14 protein-coding genes are annotated in these 17,120 nt (G+C 65.2%); 10 read left to right on the forward strand and 4 right to left on the reverse strand.

Annotated elements, in window-relative coordinates; all coding sequences use genetic code 11:
* Positions 1 to 43 precede the first annotated feature (43 nt).
* Entirely contained in the window at positions 44 to 526 is a 483-nt protein-coding gene (locus tag CV770_RS24775) for a hypothetical protein (RefSeq protein ID WP_104464221.1), read from the forward strand.
* A 1-nt stretch (position 527) separates the two neighbouring features.
* Here CV770_RS24775 and CV770_RS24780 read toward each other — a convergent pair whose 3' ends face one another.
* The 3 genes from CV770_RS24780 to CV770_RS24795 form a co-directional block, all read right to left on the reverse strand.
* Entirely contained in the window at positions 528 to 1,274 is a 747-nt protein-coding gene (locus CV770_RS24780) for a polysaccharide biosynthesis/export family protein (protein ID WP_104464222.1), read from the reverse strand.
* A 289-nt stretch (positions 1,275 to 1,563) separates the two neighbouring features.
* Positions 1,564 to 2,220, reverse strand: coding sequence for a peptide-methionine (S)-S-oxide reductase MsrA (gene msrA / locus CV770_RS24790; protein ID WP_091962113.1), 657 nt, complete (start codon positions 2,218 to 2,220; stop codon positions 1,564 to 1,566).
* A 197-nt stretch (positions 2,221 to 2,417) separates the two neighbouring features.
* On the reverse strand, positions 2,418 to 2,735 hold the full coding sequence (locus CV770_RS24795; RefSeq protein ID WP_104464224.1) for a hypothetical protein: 318 nt from the start codon (positions 2,733 to 2,735) through the stop codon (positions 2,418 to 2,420).
* A 378-nt stretch (positions 2,736 to 3,113) separates the two neighbouring features.
* On the opposite strand from CV770_RS24795, the gene rpsT reads away from it, so the two are divergent.
* From rpsT to murA, 9 genes are all read left to right on the forward strand, one after another.
* Complete coding sequence (gene rpsT / locus CV770_RS24800) at positions 3,114 to 3,380, forward strand: 30S ribosomal protein S20 (protein ID WP_018319466.1); 267 nt, start codon at positions 3,114 to 3,116, stop codon at positions 3,378 to 3,380.
* Between the two features lie 1,239 nt (positions 3,381 to 4,619).
* Entirely contained in the window at positions 4,620 to 6,029 is a 1,410-nt protein-coding gene (dnaA, locus tag CV770_RS24810; RefSeq protein WP_091962116.1) for a chromosomal replication initiator protein DnaA, read from the forward strand.
* Between the two features lie 260 nt (positions 6,030 to 6,289).
* A complete protein-coding gene (gene dnaN, locus CV770_RS24815; protein ID WP_018319464.1) occupies positions 6,290 to 7,408 on the forward strand; it encodes a DNA polymerase III subunit beta in 1,119 nt (372 codons plus the stop codon).
* A 199-nt stretch (positions 7,409 to 7,607) separates the two neighbouring features.
* Positions 7,608 to 8,744, forward strand: coding sequence for a DNA replication/repair protein RecF (recF, locus tag CV770_RS24820; protein WP_091962119.1), 1,137 nt, complete (start codon positions 7,608 to 7,610; stop codon positions 8,742 to 8,744).
* 119 nt (positions 8,745 to 8,863) lie between these two features.
* The gene (locus CV770_RS24825) at positions 8,864 to 9,607 is read left to right on the forward strand and encodes a hypothetical protein (protein WP_104464225.1); all 744 of its coding nucleotides are present in this window, start codon (positions 8,864 to 8,866) and stop codon (positions 9,605 to 9,607) included.
* Positions 9,608 to 9,764: 157 nt separating this feature from the next.
* The gene (locus CV770_RS24830) at positions 9,765 to 11,921 is read left to right on the forward strand and encodes a hypothetical protein (RefSeq protein WP_104464226.1); all 2,157 of its coding nucleotides are present in this window, start codon (positions 9,765 to 9,767) and stop codon (positions 11,919 to 11,921) included.
* Positions 11,922 to 12,260: 339 nt separating this feature from the next.
* Entirely contained in the window at positions 12,261 to 14,696 is a 2,436-nt protein-coding gene (gene gyrB / locus CV770_RS24835; RefSeq protein WP_104464227.1) for a DNA topoisomerase (ATP-hydrolyzing) subunit B, read from the forward strand.
* 234 nt (positions 14,697 to 14,930) lie between these two features.
* Positions 14,931 to 15,389 (forward strand): inner membrane protein YidI, encoded by a 459-nt coding sequence (gene yidI, locus CV770_RS24840; protein WP_104464228.1) that lies wholly within the window; start codon positions 14,931 to 14,933, stop codon positions 15,387 to 15,389.
* A gap of 117 nt (positions 15,390 to 15,506) precedes the next feature.
* On the forward strand, positions 15,507 to 16,802 hold the full coding sequence (murA, locus tag CV770_RS24845; protein WP_028139540.1) for a UDP-N-acetylglucosamine 1-carboxyvinyltransferase: 1,296 nt from the start codon (positions 15,507 to 15,509) through the stop codon (positions 16,800 to 16,802).
* A 131-nt stretch (positions 16,803 to 16,933) separates the two neighbouring features.
* On the opposite strand, the gene CV770_RS24850 is transcribed toward murA, so the two are convergent.
* Positions 16,934 to 17,120: transposase (locus tag CV770_RS24850; RefSeq protein ID WP_146101290.1), on the reverse strand; the 187-nt coding region annotated here is incomplete at its 5' end.

The following is a 17,120-nucleotide window of genomic DNA, read 5'->3' on the forward strand; positions in this document are numbered from 1 at the left end:
CGATAGAGCTGGCCAATCGAGCCAACTTACGCCGGAGACCGCCATGCAGCAAGCCATCACCCACCTCGTCATCCGCAATCCGTTCGGAACCATGGATGTCCCCTCACCCGATGATTCCGAGGTGATGGATTATGCCGCGACGGCCACGCTGCCTGGCGATGCCGCGGACGGCAATGCGGCGGCGTGGGCAGCGATCGCGGCGCGATCGGATCCGCTCGAAGGCATCTGGGCGAGCCGCTGGAATGGCGGCGCCGATCCGACCATCGCCGGCGACACGGCGGAAAAGTGGAAACAAGGGCGCGCGGAAGTGCGCATCACGGGCAGCCGGATCTATCTGCGCTTCGACTGGGACAATGGCCGCCGGCACGGGCTGATCGAGGCCGCGCGCGAGGGCGCGGATCGGCTGGTCGGAAAATACGTCAACCTGACCACGCCGGCGATCACACGTCCCTGGGTCGGACGCGTGATCGACGCTAACAGGATCGACGGATGCTTTCCGGACGGGCGGCTGGATTTCAGGCGGTGAGCTAGAACCAGCGCTCGCCGACGAACACGGTGTCGCCGGGATTCAAGGGGGTGCCGAGCGGCACCACGGCGCGCATGGAGCCGCCGTTCTCGGTGTGCGTGATGGTGACCACGTCGCGCTTGGCGCGGGGCGAGAAGCCGCCGGCGATTGCGACCGCACTCTCGACCGTCATGTTCGGCACGTAAGGATATTGGCCGGGCGCCGTGACTTCGCCGAGAATGAAGAACGGGCGATAGGCCTCGATCTCGACCGCGACCGAGGGCTCGCGGATGTAACCGTTGCGCAGGCGCGCGGCGATCTCGCCGGCAAGGCCCGCCGTGGTGCGGCCGCGGGCCGGCACTGCACCGATCAGCGGCATGGTGATGGATCCGCCGGCGTCGATGGCATAGCTGTTGGTGAGACCTTCCTGGCCGTAGACCACGACGCGGAGCTTGTCGCCGGCGTCGAGATGGTAGGAGGCGTCATAGCGCACCGGCGCCGCCATCGGCGCGGCATAGCCGACCGGCATGGGTGCGGGCGAAGAGGCAAAGGAATTGCGCAGCGCGCCGATGGCGCCGCCGCCGTCAGCGACGACAACCGGTTGCGGCGCACCGTAGGGCTGGCCATAGGCCATGGAATCGAGATCGGCGCGCGGCTGCATGACCGCGACGGGGCCGGCGGTCTGCATGCAGCCGCCAAGGGTCAGCGCGGCGGACGCTGCCAGGGACGCTGCCAAGATCGACCATCGAAACGCGCGTGCAACCGGCACCGGACCAATCCCTCGAAACGAGACGGCTTAAGTGATGCACCGGTTATGGTTAATAAAGCGTTGAGCGGGGCGGCAGTGACCGTCGCACCCTCCCCTGGAGGGGGAGGGTCGATCGCGCGAAGCGCGAGCGGGGTGGGGTGATCTCTCCACTCGGGCGCTGTTGGATGTGGAGAGACCGTCACCCCACCCCGTCTCGCATTTCGCTGCGCTCAATGTGAGCCGACCTACGGGCGAGCTACGCTCGTCCCGGACCCCTCCAGGGGAGGGTAAGCAAGATGCGTCGTCTCGCTTATGCGCTCACGCCGACGCCGATCGGGCAGGACACGCCGGTGCCCCCTAGGCCGCAATAGCCGGCGGGATTCTTCGCCAGATATTGCTGATGGTAGTCCTCGGCGAAATAGAATTCGCCTGATGGCGCGATCTCGGTGGTGATGGCACCGAGGCCCTTGGCTGCGAGCGCCTTCTGATAGAGCGCCTTCGACTCATCGGCCGCCTTCTTCTGCGCATCGGAATAGGTATAGATCGCGCTACGATATTGTGTGCCGACATCGTTGCCCTGACGCATGCCCTGCGTCGGGTTGTGGCTCTCCCAGAACGTCTTCAGCAGCGTCTCGTAAGAAATCCTGTTCGGATCGAACACGACCAGCACCACTTCGGTGTGACCGGTGCGTCCCGAGCAGGTCTCTTCATAGGTCGGGTTCGGCGTGTGGCCGCCGGCATAGCCGACGGCGGTGGTGTAGATGCCGTCGCCGAGCTGCCAGAACTTGCGCTCGGCGCCCCAGAAGCAGCCGAGCCCGAACACGGCCTGCTCGAGGCCGGCGGGATAAGGCGGCTTGAGCTTGCTGCCGTTGACGAAATGGAAGGTCGCGGTCGGAATGGCTTGCGCACGGCCGGGCAGCGCCTCGGCTGCGCTCGGCAACGCGGTGGTCTTGCGCATGAACAGCATGATTGGATCTCCGCAGACGAGCCGTCCGTCGTCCGAACCAGATGCTCAGGCGGCGTGCTCGCGATCAGGTGGGAATATAGGGATCTACGCTGGCGTGGGCAGCCTTGTTACGCCGCACGCCTCGCGAGCGCTCAATCGCGGGAATTGAAGATCAATCCCGGCGGGAATTGAATTTCAATCCCGTCGGGAATTGAAGATCAATCCCGGGAGTAGCCGATCAGCGGTTTCCGCGGCCGGAACAGGATCATCAGCAGGATGCCGAGAATGCCGAGGACGGCGAACACCGGCTGATCCAGCAGCAGGCGGATCACCGAGGTCCAGAGCCAGGGCGCCTTGGCCTCGACCCAGGTGCGGAGTGCCGACTGGCTGGCCTGATTGATGTCGTTCCAGAACTGGCCGAACCGGGTGAATTTGAGGGTCTGGTCGGCCACCCAGCGGGCGCCGTCATAGACCATGAAGATGAACCCGCCAGCGAGCAGCAACAGCCCAATCAGTCGGAAAAAACCGCGGATCATGCCTCACCTTATATGGTCGTCCGATCGGAGGAGCCGACAAAACGCCGCCAGCCAATAGCCGGGAGACGGCAGAAATTCAACCTCTTCAGGGCGTTACGACGCCCCTGGAGGGCCCCGGGGGCCGCTTTTCCAGCCTGGAAAGCGTTGACGGTGCCGAAGACCCTCTCTATAAGGGCGCCAACTGGCGGCGGGCGCAATCCTGCCGCCGCTGTTCTTTGAGCAGTTGCAGGCTCCTTGAGCTTAGAGCTCTTTGCGGCCTCATGTTCCGGGGACAGCCCAGCAACCGAACACCCTAAATCCGAGCGTCGATTCCGCGGTCAAGCAAGCCGGCGCTACCCGACCAAGACGCGACCGGTACCCGCAAAGGATATTGAGACCATGGCCAATACCACTTCCGCCAAGAAAGCGACGCGCAAGATCGCCCGCCGCACCGCCGTCAACAAGTCGCGCCGCACCCAGATGCGCGGTGCCGTGCGTAACGTCGAAGAAGCCATCGCGACCGGCGACCGCGCCGCTGCCGTGAAGGCGCTGGCGAATGCCGAGCCCGCCTTGATGCGCGCCGCCCAGCGCAACATCATTCACAAGAACAACGCCAGCCGCAAAGTCTCGCGCCTCACCGCGCAGATCGCCAAGCTCGCCAAGTAACGAGCCAGGTAACGGCGACCAATCGGTCGGCCGATCCGATCGAACATCGCACGCGTCAAACAGCCCGGCATCGCGCCGGGCTTTTTTGTTGCCCGTCATATTCACTCAACCGGTCACGCCACAGTCGATCTTCGATCGGAAGGTTTGCACCGCCTGCGCTATTCTTCGTTCCGTAGTTCTACCTGCCGATCTTTTGCAACAGTGGAAACTTTCACCGCGTTGCAAAAACCCCTGTGCTGCGGGGCTAAGATGAATTCGCGCGCGCAGGAGTTCTGCACACCGTAGATTCACCGGAACGCGCGTGGCTTGGAGTTACCCTGTGAAACGAGACTCAAAAAGCGATGTCTCGCTAATCACTTATCGACATAGCGACCTCAAGCATTTGGAAAATTCGCCGACACGTCCGGCGCGTGACGAATTTGTAAAAATTTTTTTAGCAGTGACGGAGAATTGTCACATGATGCCCGGCATTCTCGATTCTGTGCACGAATCCAAAAACTTGCTTCCGAGCCTGTGAACAACTCCCGCGCGGCGTTAACCGAGGTCAAGTTTTTTGACGCCTCAAGTGTGAATCAATTTCGTTGCGAGTCTTTCCGCATAGTGTATTCCTTAAGTCGTCAGCGGCGTCCACGATCTTCAGACCAGCGCGGTTTAGGAAACGGGGCGAGCGTGCAAATCGGCGGCGGTGTGCACGTAGGCGACGCTTCAAAAAGCGAATGTCGGATCAAAAACCCATAGCAATATGGGAATGGTATCTCTTTGTCTGAATGTCTCCTAGCGGGATATTGCGTATCCCGATCTCGCGAGGCGCACGGACATCGCAAAGTTACCCCGACAAGAGCGATGGCGAAGCCGAGCGGACGAGCAGTGCAGACGGGCAGGGGCATCAGCGATTTTCGTCGCGGGCGTCTTCAGAAGCAGGACCTTGTCGTGAGCGATCACGGCAGGACGGGGAGGTATCATGTCCTACGGATTCAACGCGGTATTGACACAAGTTCCATCGTTCAACGATGCCGTCTCCGATCCGTCCAGCGTTCAGCCTCCCACATGCGAGGGCGCGTCGAGTACGCGCTGACCTCGCGAACTCTCCATCTCCGACATCGCTGATCTGACCTGCGGCGTTTGCGCCGAACGGTCGAGCTATGCCTGACGATGGACTCGCTTGAGGTCGCGCCATGACAGGAAACCCTGCTTGGCGCTCACCACGCAACCTTATCTCTCAAGAGAAGTTTTCTGACGATGACAATGGAACAGGATCGCTGGTCGCGCGTGAAGGGTCGGCTGCGCTCGAGCGTTGGCGAAGACGTTTACACGAGCTGGTTTGCGCGCATGGATCTGGAAGGCGTGCAGGAGGAGAGCGTGCGGCTCTCGGTGCCGACCCGGTTCCTGAAGAGCTGGATTCAGGCTCATTATGCCGAGCGCGTGCTGTCGTGCTGGCAGGCCGAGATGCCGGAAGTGCATCGCATCGACCTCACGGTGCGTTCGGCCGTGCGCCCGGTGATGCAGCCGAAGGAAGCCCCCGCGCCGGTCGAGACGCGACGCACGCCCACACCGGAGCTGCGCTCGACCGCGACCGCGCCGGTGTCGGCCAATCATGATGCGCTCGGCGGCTCGCCGCTCGATCCGCGCCTGACTTTCGCGAGCTTCGTCGTCGGCCGTTCCAACACGCTGGCGCATGCAGCCGCGCGCCAGGTCGCAGAAGGTCGCCGCGGCGACCCCGTGATGTTCAACCCGCTCTACATCCATGCCGGCGTCGGCCTCGGCAAGACGCATCTGCTCCAGGCGGTGACCTGGGCCGGCAATTCCGGCAACGAGCGCAAGGTGCTGTACCTTACGGCAGAAAAATTCATGTACGGCTTCGTCGCCGCGCTGAAGACGCAGACGGCTCTGGCCTTCAAGGAAGCGCTGCGCGGCATCGACGTGCTGGTGATCGACGATCTGCAGTTCCTGCAGGGCAAGTCGACGCAGGCCGAGTTCTGTCACACGCTGAACGCGCTGATCGATGCCGGCCGCCAGGTTGTGATCGCGGCCGACCGACCGCCGTCCGATCTCGAAAGCCTCGACGACCGCGTCCGCTCGCGGCTCGCCGGCGGCCTCGTGGTCGAGATGGGCTCGCTCGGCGAAGAGCTGCGCCACGGCATCCTCAAGTCGCGCGTCGCCGCGGCCCGCGCCCATCATGCGACCTTCGAGGTGCCTGAGGAGGTGCTGCATTATCTGGCGCGCACCATCACCCATAACGGCCGCGACCTCGAAGGCGCGATCAACCGCCTGCTGGCGCACTCGAAGCTCAACAACCGGCCGGTGACGCTGGAGATGGCCGAGCACGAGGTGCGCGACCTGGTCCGGCCGCAGGAGCCGAAGCGGATCAAGATCGAGGACATCCAGCGCGTGGTGGCGCGGCAGTATAATGTCAGCCGCTCCGACCTGCTCTCCTCGCGCCGCACCGCCAACGTGGTGCGCCCGCGCCAGGTGGCGATGTATCTCGCCAAGACGCTGACCCTGCGCTCGCTCCCCGAGATCGGCCGCCGCTTCGGCGGGCGTGACCACACCACGGTGCTGCACGCCGTGCGCAAGATCGAGGCCCTGGTCTCCAAGGACACCGCGCTATCAGAGGAAGTGGAGTCGCTGAAGCGCCAGCTTCAGGAATAAACGCCTAAGGCGCTCCTGCCATTCCCCCGCCGCCCCGGCCATGCCTGGGCGTCGGTTTTCGTTTGGGCGGTAAATCGTGGGAATCGTGCGGAACTGGCCCCCGATCCCTTGAATCCGGGGGCCATCCGAGCCACCTTGCGCGACCTTGGCGGCTTTGGTCATATCGGTTGGATGGCCCTGACCTGCCGGGGTCATCGGTGCCGCGGCGGGGCTTTTCGACCGCCCGGCTTCTTCATTTTGGGGATCGGGCGAGTAGTGCAATGAAGGTTACGGTCGAACGCGCGCAACTCCTGAAGTCACTGGGCCACGTCCACCGCGTGGTCGAGCGCCGCAACACGATTCCGATCCTCGGCAACGTGCTGGTCCGGGCCGAGAACGCCAAATTGTCGCTGAAGGCGACCGACCTCGACCTCGAGGTGACGGAGACGCTGCCGGCGGAAACCGCGACCGCAGGCTCCACCACCGTGCCGGCGCACATGTTCTACGACATCGTGCGCAAGCTCCCGGACGGCTCGCAGATCGTGCTGGAGGCCGACGGCGACCGCGCGGTGCTGGCGATCCGCGCCGGCCGCTCGCGCTTCACGCTGCAGACCCTGCCGGAGAATGATTTCCCGGATCTGGCCGCCGGCGACATGTCGCACTCCTTCTCGCTGGCTGCCAAGGACGTCAAGCGGCTGATCGACCGCACCCAGTTCGCGATCTCCACCGAGGAGACCCGCTATTATCTCAACGGCATCTACCTGCACGCCGCGGGCACGCCTAAGGCTGCCACCCTGCGCGGCGTCGCCACCGACGGGCATCGCCTCGCCCAGCTCGATTTGGTGCAGCCAAAGGGCGCCGAGGGCATGCCCGGCGTGATCGTGCCGCGCAAGACCGTCGGCGAGGTGCAGCGCCTGATCGAGGACACCGACGCCGAGATGACGATCGAGCTGTCGCAGGCAAAAATCCGCTTTACGATCGGTAACGTCGTGCTGACCTCGAAACTGATCGATGGCACCTTCCCCGACTACGGCCGCGTCATTCCGCAGGGCAACGACAAGGAGCTCGTCGTCGACAAGAAGGACTTTGAGAACGCGGTCGATCGCGTCTCGACGATCTCCAGTGAGCGCGGCCGGGCGGTGAAGCTGTCGCTGTCACCGGGCAAGCTGGTGCTGTCGGTGACCAATCCGGATTCCGGCAGCGCGACCGAAGAGCTCGAGGTCGAATACGCCTCCGACGCCCTCGATATCGGCTTCAACTCCCGCTATTTGCTCGACATCGCCGCCCAGATCGAAGGCGACGTCGCAACGCTCAGACTCGCCGATCCCGGCTCGCCCACCCTGGTGCAAGACCGGGACGACAAGAGCGCGCTGTATGTGCTGATGCCGATGCGGGTGTGAGGGACCTCTCGGCCAGCTATCGAAGCCGTAGGGTGGGCAAAGCTTGCGCCGTAGCTCGAAGAGCGAAGGCGAAAGCGTGCTCACCATGCAGCGGCGCGGATCGCGGCGAGACGTGGGCACGGCGCGCGAAGAGCGCACCTTTGCCCACCCTACGGCATGCTCCCGCAAAGGGAGACCGCGCGTCCATGACGAATAGAACATGACCCCCTCCCGCATTCATCGCCTGACGCTGACGCATTTTCGCAATTATCGGGCGGCGGGGCTCGAGACGGCGGCTGACATGGTGGCGCTGGTCGGGCCGAACGGGGCGGGCAAGACCAATTGCATCGAGGCGATCTCGTTTCTCTCGCCCGGGCGCGGCTTGCGGCGGGCGACGCTGGAAGACGTCGCCGACAACCAGGGCGACGGATCCTGGGCCGTCTCGGCGCAGGTCGAGGGCGCGCTGGGGCTGGCCACGCTCGGCACCGGCATCGATGCGCCGCGGCCTGACAGCGCGGTGAGCCGGCGCTGCCGCATCGACCGCGAGCCGGTAGGGTCCGCGACGGCCTTCGGCGACCATATCCGCATGGTGTGGCTGACGCCGGCGATGGACGGGTTGTTCATGGGCGCTGGCTCGGAGCGGCGGCGCTTCTTCGACCGCCTGGTGCTGGCCATCGACAACGAGCATTCCAGCCGTATCAACGCGCTGGAACGCTCGCTGCGCTCGCGCAACCGCCTGCTCGAAACCCGCAATTACGACGACCATTGGTGCGACGCGATCGAGCGCGAGACCGCGGAGCTTGCGGTCGCGGTCGCGGCAACGCGCGGCCAGACCGCTGCAAGGCTCACCGGCATGCTGAATGCGCGCGCGCAGGCCTCCGCCTTTCCCTCGGCGCAGATCGCGCTCGACGGCTGGATGGAGAACGCGCTGCTGACCGAGACGGCGACGTCGGTCGAGGATCGCTACCGCCAGATCCTGCGCGACAACCGTCCGCGCGATGCCATCGCCGGCCGCACCACCGACGGCCCGCATCTCACCGACCTCCAGGTGATCTATGCGCCGAAAAGCATGCCCGCGCGTGATGCGTCCACGGGCGAGCAGAAGGCGCTGTTGATCGGGCTGGTGCTGGCGCATGCGAGCCTGGTCGCCGAGATGACCGGCATCGTGCCGCTGCTGCTGCTCGACGAGGTCGTGGCGCATCTCGATCCTAGCAGGCGCGCCGCGCTGTTCGACGAGCTGCGCAAGCTCGGCGCGCAGGTGTGGTTGACCGGCGCGGATCCGGCCGCCTTCGCCGAGATCGGCGCTGGAGGCGAAGTCTTCGACGTCGAGAGCGGACAGGTCTCGTCGCGACGCTAGGCCTCCGGGTTGAACCCGCTCTGTTCCATCAGCGACTAGCTGTCTGAAGCGGCGCCGACGGTGTCGCCGTTGTGCAATCGCGCAGGATTTCCCACGCGCGCGATGCTTGGAGCGTAGGCATGACGACGGTAAGGCATGGGGCAACAGCTCCCGCGCGATGGCAACTTCTTGCGTGCGGCCTCGCCCTGATCGCGAGCTGCCTGCTCGCGGCAAGCGCCGGCGCCTGGGTATCGAATTTGTCGCCACTGTTCTCAATGGCGCTTACGCCGGATCCCGATGCGCGGCTGCCCGCGCCAACCCGCTACCTCTATCGAGGCACCCACACCACCGTCATGCCCGGCGTCGAAGCCCCGCTCCGCACCAGGCTCGAAACCACTGTGCCGGCAGAGCTCGGCGACGTCCTCAACTTCTATCGCACGGAGCTCGGAAAGCTTGGCTGGCAGGAGAAGCCGGATGGCGCGGTGATCGCTACCGATCACGCCCAGCTCGCTTTCGCCTCCCCGCTGGGGCCGGCCGCACTGCGGCTCGCCCGCAAGGACAGCAGCACCTCGATCCATCTCGTGCAGAAGAACGCCGATGCGGCGACCCGGGCCAATATCATGCCCGAACCCGGCCAGGCCAAACTGGTGTTCAGCAATATCAGCGGGAGGAACGCCGCGCTCACGATCAACGCACGAACCGTCAAGCGCGCCGCCGGCGCCAATGCGGTATCGCTGGATCTGGCGCCCGGCAAGTATTCCTACGAACTGACCGTACCGGACCATTCAGCCACCACGAACGTCCTCACCCTTGCCGCCGGCGATACCTGGGAGCTCACGATCGGGCGCGACGGCGACGCCTGGCCGCCCCTCCAGCTGTATTGAGCCATGCCTGCCTGATCAGGCCCGGGACGCCGCTCGTACGCCGTCCGTTGAACCTCTCCGGTTCCCATCGCGACTTCTCGTCTGAGGCCGCGCGCCGAGGTGTCGCAGCCTGCCCATGCGCAGGGCGACGGCCCGCGCAATACCCAGGAGTTTGACGATGCGGATGATCCCGCTTGGGGCGCAAGTCCCGGCAAGATGGCTGCTGCTTGCCTGCGGCGTTCTCGCGATGGCGAGCACGTCGTATCCCGCGGACGCGGCAGACGAAAGCTTCGTCGACGTCCATACGCTGCCGCGGCTGGACGGCGCGGTGGAGGATACTTCGCGCCCGGACACCTATCGCGTCATCTACACTGTGCCGACCCCGCTTGCCGTCACGTCCGACGCCACGAAGAAGCTGCTGAGCGCCGACGGCTGGGTGCCCTATGTCTATCCGCTGGACGAGAAGAGTGCCGCGCTGACCTTCAAGAAAGGACGGCAGGGGCTGCGCGTCTCCTTCACACATGCGCGCGGGCGCTCCGACCAATCCGCCGTGTTCTACACGCCGAACCGGATCTATGCGAACGTGCCGTTTCCGGACGGCGCGACCAATCTCGTGTTCGACGAGACCCGACCCTATCTCGGCTGCATCGCGCCCGGTGCGTTCGAGGCGACTTCGGAGTTCTTCACGAAGGACATGGCGGCGATCGGCTGGCGCAAGCTCACGCCTGAAACGTCCTCGCGCTGGCCGAACGCCGATCTTGACGGGACCGTCCCGAACGGCGTGCGCGTCTTTTACGACCATCCCGATCGCGACGCGACGCACATCTACCAGAAGCCGGTAATGCTGACCCTGACACGACGCGACGACGGCCGCACCAATGTCGACATCCGGGTGGCGCCGTTCGCGCTGCCCCAGGAGCTCGAGGCCGACGATGACATGGCCGGCCTGCCGCGGCCGAAGCCGACCAAGTCGGCGAGAGGCCTTGGCAGCGCGAGCTCCAACAAGCGCGAGATGTCGGCCGCCGCGATGGCCGAGCTGCCCGCCGTGCTCGCCTTCTATCACCGCGAGTTCGCCGCGCGTGGCTGGCGGGAAGACGGCAACGCGCCGCTCGCGCCCGGCGACGAGATCGCGATCAATGTCTCATCGGCGGAGGAAACCGGCGTGCTGCGGCTCGGCCGCAAATATGATTTCACGATGATCAGTCTGACCGCGCAGGTGAAGGACTCCGCCCTTGCGGCCCGCGCCAAGGCGAAGAAGGAGGCTGACGCGAGGTTCCTCGGCGATGCATTGGGGGCGGCTCAGCAGCTCATTGCCGCCGATGAGGCCAGGCGCAAGACGCAGGCCGCCGCCCTCTCCGATACGCCGATCACTGCGCTCACGGGCAGCAACACGCCGGTGCCGCTGCCCGAGACCGCCGAGGGCGTGAAATTCGAGGGCGACGACGGCCGGCTGGAATTCTCCTCGACATCGAGCGTGAAGGCGCTCACCGCGTTCTATCGCGCATCGCTCAAGCCCGCCGGCTGGAAGGAGCAGCCCTCCGTCATCAACCAGCCCAACATGGCGGTGATGGAATTCTCCAAGAGCGGCAAGTCGATCTCGATGACCGTGGTGCAGATGGGACCGAAGGTGAATGTCCGCGCCGAAGGATCGGGGCTGGTGATGGCCGCCGCGAAGCCGGCGGCCACCGCGGAAGTGCAGGCCAAATCCTCCGAGCCGCTCCAGCCCGACCCTGAATCCAAGCTCCCCGTGCCGACACAGCGGTCGTCGACCTCGCTCGCCACCACCAAAATGCCGGGTAGTGAGATGCCGTTCCGCCGCGAGCTGGCAGCCAGCATCCCGGCCCCGCTCGGCGATGTCCTGGCCTTCTACCGGGCCGAGCTTTCCAAGCTCGGCTGGCAGGAAAAGGCCGACGGCGCCACCGTGTCCGCCGAACGCGCACAGATCGACTTCACCTCGCCGCAAGGCCCGGCCGTGCTCAAGCTCGGCCGCGCCAAGGGCGAGACCACGGTCAGTCTGGCGCAGAAGAATCCGGATGCCGCTGTGAGGGCCGACATCATGCCGAAGCCCGGCCAGGCCAGACTGATGCTCGGCAATATCGGGACGAAGGAAGCCTCGCTGACGATCAACAAGCAGACGGTGAAGATCGCGGCCGGCGCCGGCGGTCCGCAATCGCCGAAAGGCCCGATGCTCGACCTGCCGCCGGGCACCTACCAGTACGCCCTGCGCATGCCCGGGCGCCCGGCCCACACCGAGACCCTCACCGTCGCCGCCGGCGATGCGTGGGGCCTCCTGGTGGGGCCGAGCGGCGACGTGCTGCCGCTGCAGATGTATTGAGGCTGCTGCGCTTCCGGGCTCTCTGCATCGTCATGCCCGGGACAAGCCCGGGCATGACGACGGCCTGCGAATGCGCCTCACAAGGCGCCTCTGGACATCCTTCCCGAGCCCGCAAAAACCACGCCGTATAACGCCCCGAAACACGCCTTCGAATCGGGCTTTTTGCAGCCCCCTAAATGAGCTTTCAAAAGCCTTGAAAACCGGCCTAAAAACCCCATTTAGTCAAAGGGTTGGCGGAAGATACTTTGCGCTAGGCGCAAGCCCTCTTTCGTGGCACAAATAGCTCGCAAATCAGCGCCTTTTGCGCCGCTGATTCGGGCGACATCTCGAAGGCCTCTCATGACAGAACCTGCTCGGCAGCCCGCTGCCGAAAACGAGCCCTCCAACGCGAGCGATTACGGCGCGGAATCGATCCGCGTGCTCAAGGGTCTCGATGCCGTCCGCAAGCGTCCGGGCATGTATATCGGCGACACCGACGACGGCTCCGGCCTGCACCACATGGTCTATGAGGTCGTCGACAACGCGATCGACGAGGCGCTGGCGGGCCACGCCACGCGCGTCGACGTCGTGCTCAATGCCGACAATTCCGTCACCGTGCGCGACGACGGCCGCGGCATTCCCGTCGACATCCACAAAGGCGAAGGCATATCGGCGGCCGAAGTCATCATGACCCAGCTCCATGCCGGCGGAAAGTTCGACCAGAACTCCTACAAGGTCTCCGGCGGCCTGCACGGCGTCGGCGTCTCCGTCGTCAACGCGCTGTCGAGCAAGCTTGGCTTGCGGATCTGGCGCGACAACAAGGAGCACTACATCGAGTTCGCCCATGGCGATGCCGTCGCACCGCTCAAGATGGTCGGCGATGCGCCGGGCAAGCGCGGCACCGAGGTGACGTTCCTGGCCTCGGGCGAGACCTTCAAGAACATCGAATATGATTTCGCCACGCTCGAGCACCGGCTGCGCGAGCTCGCCTTCCTCAACTCCGGCGTCAACATCGCCCTCTCCGACATGCGTCACGCGGTCGAGAAGCGCGAGGAGATGCACTATTCCGGCGGCGTCGAGGAATTCGTCAAATATCTCGACCGCAACAAGAAGGCGATCGTGCCGGCGCCGATCATGGTGCGCGCGGAAGCCAACGGCATCGGCGTCGAGGCGGCCTTATGGTGGAACGACAGCTACCACGAGAACGTGCTGTGCTTCACCAACAACATCCCGCAGCGGGACGGCGGCACCCATCTCGCCGGCTTCCGCGGCGCGCTGACGCGCCAGGTCAACGGCTATGCCGAGGCCAATGCGAAAAAGGAAAAGATCGCGCTGACCGGCGACGATTGCCGCGAAGGCCTCACCGCCGTGCTGTCGGTGAAGGTGCCCGATCCGAAATTCTCGTCGCAGACCAAGGACAAGCTGGTGTCCTCGGAAGTGCGCCCGGTGGTCGAGAACGTGCTCAACGAGGCGCTCCAGGCCTGGTTCGAGGAGCATCCCAGCGAAGCCAAGATGATCGTCGGCAAGGTGATCCAGGCCGCCGCGGCGCGCGAAGCTGCGCGAAAGGCGCGCGAGCTGACGCGCAAGAGCCCGCTCTCGGTCTCCTCGCTACCCGGCAAGCTCGCCGACTGCCAGGAAAAGGATCCGGCCAAATCCGAGCTCTTCATCGTCGAGGGCGACTCGGCAGGCGGCAGCGCCAAGCAGGGCCGCAACCGCGAATTCCAGGCGGTGCTGCCGCTGCGCGGCAAGATCCTCAACGTCGAACGCGTCCGTCCCGACAAGATGTTGTCGAGCGAGCAGATCGGCACGCTGATCACCGCGCTCGGCACCGGCATCAGCGACGAGTTCTCGGTCGAGAAGCTGCGCTATCACAAGATCATCGTGATGACGGACGCCGACGTCGACGGCGCCCACATCCGCACGCTGCTGCTGACCTTCTTCTACCGGCAGATGCGCGACATCATCGATGGCGGCTATCTCTATATCGCCCAGCCGCCGCTCTATAAGGTCTCGCGCGGCAAGTCCGAGCAGTATCTGAAGGACGAGCGCGCGCTGGAAGACTATCTGATCGATGCCGGCCTCGACGACTGCGTGTACATCCCCGGTACCGGCGGCGACCGGTCCGGCCGCGATCTGCGCGCGCTGGTCGACGACGCCCGCGTGGTCCGGAGCATCCTGCGCAATCTGCACAGCCGCTATAACCGCAAGGTCATCGAGCAGGCCGCCATCACCGGCGTGCTGAACAAGGCGATCTACGGCGATCCCGAGAAGGCCGCTGCCGCGGCAGAATACATCGCGGGCCGGCTGGACAACCAGGCCGAGGAGGTCGAGCGCGGCTGGATCGGGCAATATGTGGAAGGACAGGGCTTCCAGTTCGAGCGCACCGTGCGCGGCGTCAAGGAAGCCGCTGTGATCGACGATGCCTTCCTGGGGTCGGTCGAGGCTCGCAAGCTCGACGAGTTCACGACGAAGCTGCAGGACGTCTACGCCCGCTCCGGCAAGCTGCGGCGGAAGGATACCGAGCACATGGTCCATGGCCCGGTCGACCTGTTCGAGGCGGTGACCGAGGCCGGCCGCAAGGGCATCTCGCTGCAGCGCTACAAAGGTCTCGGCGAGATGAACCCGGAGCAGCTCTGGGAGACGACGCTGGACACCGACGTGCGCTCGCTGCTGCAGGTGAAGGTCAAGGAGGTCGACGAGGCCGACGACATCTTCACCAAGCTGATGGGCGACGTGGTCGAGCCACGCCGCGACTTCATCCAGGAACATTCGCTGAGCGCGACGATCGATATCTGAGGGCTCGCTGCTTCCACAGCGTCATGACCGGGCATAGCCATCCGAAGGACGGCGTCGCTGACGCTCGCCTTTGTCCCGGCCATCCGCGTCCCCGCGGAACAAAGAACGCGGATACCCGGAACAAGCCCGGGCATGACGGCCAGACCAATCCCAGCACCCTGAACCTCACGGCCCGCGATCGCGACGAAGTGGCATGAACCCGCAAGGCCAAATCCGGCCGGGAAGCGCCACGCCATGACCACCTCCACCGCGACCATGCCATCCCGCCGGCTCGGCATCATCGGCAGCATTGTCGGTGTGCTGGCGCTGATAGCGGCTGTGCTGCCGCGTTGGGTCGTGCCGATGGTGTTTCCGCCGCCGCCGGCCGACCAGGTGATCGTCGACACCGGACATCGCATCAAGGATCGCCTGATCGCACGCGTGAAGGGCGCGGAGTATCAGGCGCCGAAGGTCGAGAAATCGGCCGGGAGAAGCTGGAGGGAAACAGCTTCCGCCACCGCGATCGCGCTCGGCCTGCTCGCCATCCTGCTCTCGGTCCTCTCGCTGATCTTCCGGGAGGAACGCCTCCTGGCCGGCGTGGCCGCCATCCTCGGCACCGGCGCCATCGCGATCGAAATCTCCTTCGTCATGATCGGCGCGCTGATCCTGATCGCGATCCTGTATGTGGTGGGGAATATTATCGGCTTGTTCTAAGCCCCCGGGCTGGCGGACGGGCCGGAGTCGCGGCCAGCACAATTGCTACCGCGCTCAATTCTCTGTAGTTTCCGCCTCCGAAACAGCCCGACCCATTAACAGGACAGCGAGAACCCCGTGGCGCCCATCCAATATATCGTCGAGGGCGGTCACCGGCTCTCGGGCTCGATCGAGCCGTCCGGCAACAAGAATTCGGCGCTGCCGATCATTGCCGCGGCGCTGCTCACCGAGCATCCGGTGACGCTGGAGAACGTGCCGCGCATCCGCGACACCGAGACGCTGGTCGAACTGATCCGCTCGGTCGGCGCGGCGGCGGAATGGACCGGGCGCAACACGCTTCACATCCATGCCAAGAGCATCCGCGCCGCCGATCTCGACCCTGAGCTCTGCGTGCGCATCCGCGCCTCGATCCTGCTCGCAGGCCCCCTGCTCGCGCGCTGCGGCGAGGTGATGCTGCCGCCGCCCGGCGGCGACGTCATCGGCCGCCGCCGCCTGGACACCCATGTGCTGGCGTTGGAGCAGCTCGGCGCCAAGGTCACCGCGACCGACCGGCTCGAATTCCGCGCGCCCAAGCTTGCCGGCGCGGACGTATTCCTGGACGAGCCGAGCGTCACCGCGACGGAGAACGCGCTGGTGGCGGCGGTCGCCGCCGACGGCGTCACCCATTTGCGCAACGCGGCCTCCGAGCCCCATGTGCAGGACCTCGCCAATTTCCTGGTCGCGCTCGGTGCGAAGATCGAGGGCATCGGCACCAACACCATGATCATTCATGGGCCGGCAACGCTGGGAGAAGCGACCTATCGGATCCAGCCCGACCATATCGAGGTCGGCTCGCTGATCGGGCTTGCCGCCGTGACGCGCTCGCCGCTTCGCATCACCCGCGCCGGCGTCGAGCATCTGCGCTCGATCCGCATGGGTTTCGAGCGGCTCGGCATCGTCTGCCGCGTCGAGGGCGACGACCTTATCGTGCCGTCGAACCAGACGCTGAAGATCCAGGACGATTTCGGCGGCCACGTGCCGAAGCTGGAGGACCAGCCCTGGCCGGCCTTCCCCGCCGATTTGATGTCGATCGCGATCGTCACCGCCACGCAATGCGAGGGCGTGATCCTGATGTTCGAGAAGATGTTCGAATCCAGGATGTTCTTCGTCGACAAGCTGATCGCAATGGGCGCGCGCATCGTGCTGTGCGACCCGCACCGCGCCATCATCGCCGGCCCCAGCCGCCTGCACGGCGCGACCATGACCTCGCCCGACATCCGCGCCGGCATGGCGATGCTGCTGGCCGCGGTGTGCGCCCAGGGCACCTCCACCATCAACAACGCCGACCAGATCGAGCGCGGCTATGAGCGCATCGAGGAACGGCTGAACGCGCTCGGCGCAAAGATCAAGCGCGTGCCGGAGCGGAAGGGCTGAGGGCTCTATCTTCCTTCTCCCCTTGCGGGCCTGTTGCGTTATCGGCTTTTGAGGTTGAGGACGGCAGGAGAAGGGCCGTGGTTACGGCAATTGCCAGCCAAGTCTGTAAGTGGTCGCCCTCGGCGGGCGGCTCAGGCCGCGATCGTGGCCCACCGCCTCATGTTGAAGGCGATCGAGGCGAGCAGGACCTGCCCGCTTGCCTTCATCAGACCGACGTAGCGGATGCAAGTCAGTCGCATGCGGCGTTTGAGAGTGGCGAAGGTGGTCTCAACCTGGGCTCGTCGGCGCGCGATGAGGCGGTTGTAGCGTTTGAGCCTT

Origin of the sequence: Bradyrhizobium sp. AC87j1, assembly GCF_002936975.1 — a bacterium.
GTDB classification, from domain to species: domain Bacteria; phylum Pseudomonadota; class Alphaproteobacteria; order Rhizobiales; family Xanthobacteraceae; genus Bradyrhizobium; species Bradyrhizobium shewense.